Annotated in this window: 2 protein-coding genes, 1 tRNA gene and 2 rRNA genes; 3 read left to right on the top strand and 2 right to left on the bottom strand. The window is 52.1% G+C overall.

The features are described from left to right. The first annotated feature begins 45 nt into the window (after window positions 1-45). The 3 genes from BLS62_RS15440 to rrf all read left to right on the top strand — a co-directional run bounded on the left by BLS62_RS15440 (window position 46) and on the right by rrf (window position 3735). Window positions 46-121: transfer RNA gene (locus tag BLS62_RS15440), tRNA-Ala, on the top strand. Window positions 122-616: 495 nt separating this feature from the next. After that, a 23S ribosomal RNA gene (locus tag BLS62_RS15435) occupies window positions 617-3346 on the top strand. 274 nt (window positions 3347-3620) lie between these two features. Next, window positions 3621-3735 (top strand): 5S ribosomal RNA (gene rrf / locus BLS62_RS15430). Window positions 3736-4372: 637 nt separating this feature from the next. On the opposite strand, the gene BLS62_RS15425 is transcribed toward rrf, so the two are convergent. Continuing rightward, the gene (locus BLS62_RS15425) at window positions 4373-6013 is read right to left on the bottom strand and encodes an IS66 family transposase (protein WP_093176409.1); all 1641 of its coding nucleotides are present in this window, start codon (window positions 6011-6013) and stop codon (window positions 4373-4375) included. 63 nt (window positions 6014-6076) lie between these two features. Beyond that, window positions 6077-6235: an IS66 family insertion sequence element accessory protein TnpB gene (tnpB, locus tag BLS62_RS32835; protein ID WP_143521488.1), complete on the bottom strand. Its 159-nt coding sequence runs from the start codon at window positions 6233-6235 to the stop codon at window positions 6077-6079. Window positions 6236-6246 lie beyond the last annotated feature (11 nt).

The following is a 6246-nucleotide window of genomic DNA, read 5'->3' as shown; positions in this document are numbered from 1 at the left end:
TGACAATTCTTTGAATTGTCATATGCAAGGTTCTTCCAACAAAAAGGGGCCATAGCTCAGTTGGGAGAGCGCGTGCTTTGCAAGCATGAGGTCGTCGGTTCGATCCCGTCTGGCTCCACCAATGACACTTCGAAGAAGAGTCAGACCTTCGTGAGAAGCGTCATTCCTTAATCTACTTAGAAAGACTGATCGTTTTGTGATCATCATTTATGGTGATTGCGTGTTCTGTGACATTTTGAAGAGAAGACATTACTGGCCGCGTTGAGCGTCAGATCTAAGTGCGCAAGCATTTTGATTTGTTCGACGTGTCACTAGCCAGTTACCAATACCCGCCAGGGTATTGTACGGGGGCGTTTAACCGCTGCCCCGCCAGTTATGTCTCATGAACTGGTCTTGATACACATTGTGTATCAGCCGCATGATTATTTGATTGCTTAGCGATTGGGTCTTTATGCAGCAACAAGATTACATCCAACGAAGATAGGCCTGATCAGCATTGCTGGTTCAGATAAGTCTATCGAATAAAATGTTGGATGTTCCAAGTGACAATCAAGCTTATATTTTGTTAGATTTACGAGCGGTCTTCGGACTGTTTGTGATTATAGCTAATGAGAGTGATCAAGTGTAATAAGAGCATTTGGTGGATGCCTTGGCGACTAGAGGCGATGAAAGACGTGATACGCTGCGATAAGCGTCGGTTAGCTGCGAATAAGCTTTGATCCGACGATTTCTGAATGGGGCAACCCACACCGTAAGGTGTACCCGCAAGGGGGCAAACCTGGGGAACTGAAACATCTAAGTACCCAGAGGAAAGGACATCAACCGAGACTCCGTTAGTAGTGGCGAGCGAACGCGGACCAGGCCAGTGGCTACAAATTAAGAACCGGAACAAGTTGGGAAGCTTGACGTTATTGGGTGATAGTCCCGTACGGGTAGAAAGATTTGTAGTCCTCGAGTAGGGCGGAACACGTGAAATTCTGTCTGAACATGGGGGGACCACCCTCCAAGCCTAAGTACTCCTAGTCGACCGATAGTGCACCAGTACCGTGAGGGAAAGGTGAAAAGTACCCCGACGAGGGGAGTGAAATAGTACCTGAAACCGAATGCTTACAAACAGTTGGAGCTCAAGATTTGTTCTGGGTGACAACGTACCTTTTGTATAATGGGTCAGCGACTTAATTTAATGAGCAAGCTTAAGCCGGTAGGTGTAGGCGCAGCGAAAGCGAGTCTTAATAGGGCGCTTTAGTTCTTTGAATTAGACCCGAAACCGAGTGATCTAGCCATGAGCAGGTTGAAGGTGCAGTAACATGCACTGGAGGACCGAACCCACGAATGTTGAAAAATTCGGGGATGACTTGTGGTTAGGGGTGAAAGGCCAATCAAACTCGGAAATAGCTGGTTCTCCGCGAAATCTATTTAGGTAGAGCGTCGAGTGAATACTCCTGGGGGTAGAGCACTGGATGGGCTATGGGGGCTCACCGCCTTACTGATCCTAACCAAACTCCGAATACCAGGAAGTACTACTCGGCAGACACACAGTGGGTGCTAACGTCCATTGTGGAGAGGGAAACAACCCTGACCGCCAGTTAAGGTCCCTAAGTTATGGCTAAGTGGGAAAGGATGTAGAGATCCCAAAACAACCAGGATGTTGGCTTAGAAGCAGCCATCATTTAAAGAAAGCGTAACAGCTCACTGGTCTAAATAAGGGTCTCCGCGCCGAAAATGTACCGGGGCTCAAGCCATACACCGAAACTGCGGGCTTAGTTTATCTAAGCGGTAGCGGAGCGTTCTGTAGGCCGATGAAGGTGGACCCGTGAGGGCTGCTGGAGGTATCAGAAGTGCGAATGCTGACATGAGTAACGATAAAGAGGGTGAGAGACCCTCTCGCCGAAAGTCCAAGGGTTCCTGCGCAACGCTAATCGGCGCAGGGTTAGCCGGCCCCTAAGGCGAGGCCGAAAGGCGTAGTCGATGGGAACGGGGTTAATATTCCCCGGCCTGTGGGTAGTGACGGATGCCGTGTATCGTATCTCCTTATTGGATTGGAGATGCGGTGAAGGTGTTCCAGGAAATAGCTCCCACGATAAGACCGTACCCTAAACCGACACAGGTGGACAGGTAGAGTATACCAAGGCGCTTGAGAGAACTGTGCTGAAGGAACTCGGCAAATTGCTCCCGTAAGTTCGCGAGAAGGGAGCCCAATGCGAAGGCAACTTTGTATTGGGGGCACAGAATTGGGGGTTGCGACTGTTTATCAAAAACACAGGGCTCTGCGAAGCCGCAAGGCGACGTATAGGGTCTGACGCCTGCCCGGTGCTGGAAGGTTAAGAGGAGTTGTGCAAGCAGCGAATTGAAGCCCCAGTAAACGGCGGCCGTAACTATAACGGTCCTAAGGTAGCGAAATTCCTTGTCGGGTAAGTTCCGACCTGCACGAATGGCGTAACGACTTCCCCGCTGTCTCCAGCACAGACTCAGTGAAATTGAATTCCCCGTGAAGATGCGGGGTTCCTGCGGTTAGACGGAAAGACCCCGTGCACCTTTACTACAGCTTCACACTGATATTCGTGATGACATGTGTAGGATAGGTGGTAGACGTTGAAACCAAGGCGCCAGCTTTGGTGGAGTCATCCTTGAAATACCACCCTTGTCCTCATGGATATCTAACCGCGGTACTACAATACCCGGGACCGTGTGTGGCGGGTAGTTTGACTGGGGCGGTCGCCTCCCAAATGGTAACGGAGGCGCGCGAAGGTAGGCTCAGAGCGGTCGGAAATCGCTCGTTGAGTGCAATGGCATAAGCCTGCCTGACTGCGAGACTGACAAGTCGAGCAGAGACGAAAGTCGGTCATAGTGATCCGGTGGTCCCTCGTGGAAGGGCCATCGCTCAACGGATAAAAGGTACGCCGGGGATAACAGGCTGATGATGCCCAAGAGTCCATATCGACGGCATTGTTTGGCACCTCGATGTCGGCTCATCACATCCTGGGGCTGGAGCAGGTCCCAAGGGTTTGGCTGTTCGCCAATTAAAGTGGTACGTGAGCTGGGTTCAGAACGTCGCGAGACAGTTCGGTCCCTATCTGCCGTGGGTGTAGGAATATTGAGAGGATCTGTCCCTAGTACGAGAGGACCGGGATGGACGTACCTCTGGTGGACCTGTTGTGGCGCCAGCCGCATTGCAGGGTAGCTATGTACGGAAGGGATAACCGCTGAAGGCATCTAAGCGGGAAACCCACCTTGAAACTAGTATTCCCTTGAGAGCCGTGGAAGACCACCACGTTGATAGGAGGCATGTGGAAGCATAGTAATATGCGAAGCTGAGCCTTACTAATAGCTCGATTGGCTTGATCACTCCCATTAAGCTATAATCACAAATGACAAACTTCTAAGTTTGTCACATAGGCCTGCTCAAAAAAGCAGATAAGCCTATGGATGAAAATGACAAATACTAAGCCAGTCACTTGGCTAACAAAATAGACCAGTTCAATATACAAGATCAGATAGATGACGCTAATCATCAATCTGAAAGATGCTTGAAACCTCAAGCCGTGGATCGTAAACCAAGATCCGCCTGAGGTGCAAAGCACTCTCAGACAAGCTGATCGCAATTATGTATGTTTATCCTGCCCGGTGGCTATGGCGGGGCGCCCCCACCCGATCCCATCCCGAACTCGGAAGTGAAACGCCCCTGCGCCAATGGTACTTCGTCTCAAGACGCGGGAGAGTAGGGCGCTGCCGGGCATGATAAACATACAAAATATCTTCAAAATAACCAGAATTACCCAATATACAAAACCCCCGTTGCTTTATAGCGCGGGGGTTTTGTCGTTCTAGCGAACCCGCCCTCATAATGAAGGCGGGTTTTTTGTTGTCCGGAGTTTGGGAACAAAGGATAGGCTGTTCTTGCTGCGGTCATCTGAATTGCCGCACCTCTAGTCTAGAGAGGAAAGCTGTCTCCCATCCCGCTCATACCTCCAGAGCGTTCCTCTTGGGAGCTGCTGTTTATCGGAGCAAGGTTTAGGTTGGTTCGGTCATCTTGGTCACGGCGTGAAGCTCTGGGTCCCGGGTCTGCGCCCGGGATGACACCGTGAGGAGGGCAGACTGGACAATGGGCTGGCGACATCAGGTTCGTGAGGCTGCTGAGTTGATGGCACCGAAGGGAATGAAGATCCCATGTTGATGATGGCGCGGGGAACCGCTCGAACTGATGGTGCTGCAGGGAGGGTAGGTTGAGACCATGGAGATCTTGATCTTCTCGCGCTTGAGCAAATCTGTGATGTCTATGCTGGCGAACTGAGAGTCCTGAGCTAGTTAACTCAAGACCTTCTCTCCGCGAATACAAAAAAACAACTTTCACTTTAAAAGCGTAACCGTCCGCTCAAGGCGCCAGGATTTGGGCTTGCGGCTGTGATTTTGCGTCCAGCTTCCAGTTCCATGGTAGGAGCTCGTGGAGGCGGTTGATTTTGTGATCGTTGATGCAGGCTAGGATGTCGGTCAGATACATTTGCGGGTTAAGGCCATTCATCTTTGCAGTTTCAATCAGCGTCATGGCGTCGGCTAGAGTTTCTCCGCCCGCCATTGATCCAGCAAATAAGAAGTTCTTACGGCCCAGTGCGATGGGTCTGACTGCGCGCTCAGCTGCATTGTTATCGATCGCGACACGGCCCTCGTCGAGAAACAAGGTGAAGGCGTGCCAGCGGGAGAGGCCATAGCGGATGGCTTTGGCCAGCGGTGATTTGCCTGAGATGCGGGCAAGCTGAGCTTCACACCAGGCCTTGAAGGCCTGAGCGATGGGTTTACTGTGCTTCTGCCGTACCTCATGCCGCTGGTCTGGTGGTTTTCCGCTGATCTGGCGTTCGATGTCATAAAGTTTGCCGATCTGCTCCAGTGCGTATCTGGCCAGTTCTGATTTGGTGGCGGTGAAGATATCATGGAAGTCGCGGCGCCAATGCGCCCAGCAGGCGGCTTCTTTAATGTCCCCGCTGTCATAAAGTTGCTTGTAGCCAGCATAGGCATCGGCCTGCAGAATGCCGGAAAACTCTTTGAGGTGGGATCGTGGATTGTCAGCCTTGCGATTTGCGGAGAACCAATAGGCAGCAATAGGCGGGGCCTCTCCTGCGAAGGGGCGATCATCGCGCACATAGGTCCAGATCCGGCCCTGCCTCGAAGCTTTGCCGGAACCGCTCACCGTCTTGAACTGACGACCCAGTACATCAATGGGCGTGTCATCGGTGTGCAGGCGATCTGAGAGCATCACCTCAACTTTAAGCAGTTCGGTCAGCGGAGCCAGTGTTTTCATGGCAAGCCCGCACCAGTCCGACAAAGTAGAGCGGGGAATATCAATGCCGTGCCGGGCAAAGATCTCGTTTTGACGGTATAGCGGCAAATGATCATCGAACTTGGAGATCAGAATATGCGCCAGTAAGCTGGCTCCGGCACTGGATTTTTCAATGGGCCGGGTTGGTGCTGGAGCTTGCACGATTTTCTCGCACACCCGGCAGGACGTCTTGGGCCTTGCTGTTTCAATCACCTTCAGTTTTGCGGTGATGAACTCCACCAGTTCAGACACATCCTCCCCGATGAGCCGCAGCTTGCCACCACAATCGGGGCACGCTACTGGTGATTGCAGAGTAACGCGCTCGCGGTCCACATCGCTGCTCACCCGAGGTTTGCCGCGGGCCGGTTTGGGTGGCTTTTCAAGTGCGGAGGTGGCCAGTTCGGGCACGGGCAACCGTTCACCTTCCGGCTCCTGGCATGGGTGGGCAACCTCCAGGTTTTCCAACGCCAGTTCAAGCTGGGCAATCTCGCGGTCGATCTTTTCTGAAGATGCGCCAAAGCGCTGCCTGCGCAACTTGGCCAAAGCCTGTTTGAACGATGTGATCAGAACCAGATGGGCTTGCTCATTAGCTTGTAAACTCTCAACCTTACCGCTTAAAGCTTCAATCTCACTTTGGGCGGACAACAGCAATGCCTTGAGCAAAGCAGGGTCATTAGGAAGGGAGTTAAGAGACTGGTTCATATGGGTATTTTACCTCGTGTAACTCCAATCTCAAAGCAATGTCCTATTCAAAACCAAAGATATTCACCCCATTCGAGCGGGCGGAGCTCCCCAGCTTGGGCGTCTCCAGTCCATCCCTTCCCACAGCATGGCCAGCTGTGCTGAAGTAAGTCGGGCTGAGCCATCGACTGGCGAAGGCCACGGGAACCGGCCTGTTTGTAGGGTAAGAGACGTCAGCCACAGCTGACGTTTCT

This window comes from Pseudovibrio sp. Tun.PSC04-5.I4 (assembly GCF_900104145.1).
GTDB lineage: Bacteria > Pseudomonadota > Alphaproteobacteria > Rhizobiales > Stappiaceae > Pseudovibrio.
This window is presented reverse-complemented; position numbering and strand designations above follow the sequence as displayed.

Coding starts and splice junctions, on each gene's coding strand:
- BLS62_RS15425 (WP_093176409.1), bottom strand. CDS start 6,013: ATGAACCAGTCTCTTAACTCCCTTCCTAATGACCCTGCTTTGCTCAAG.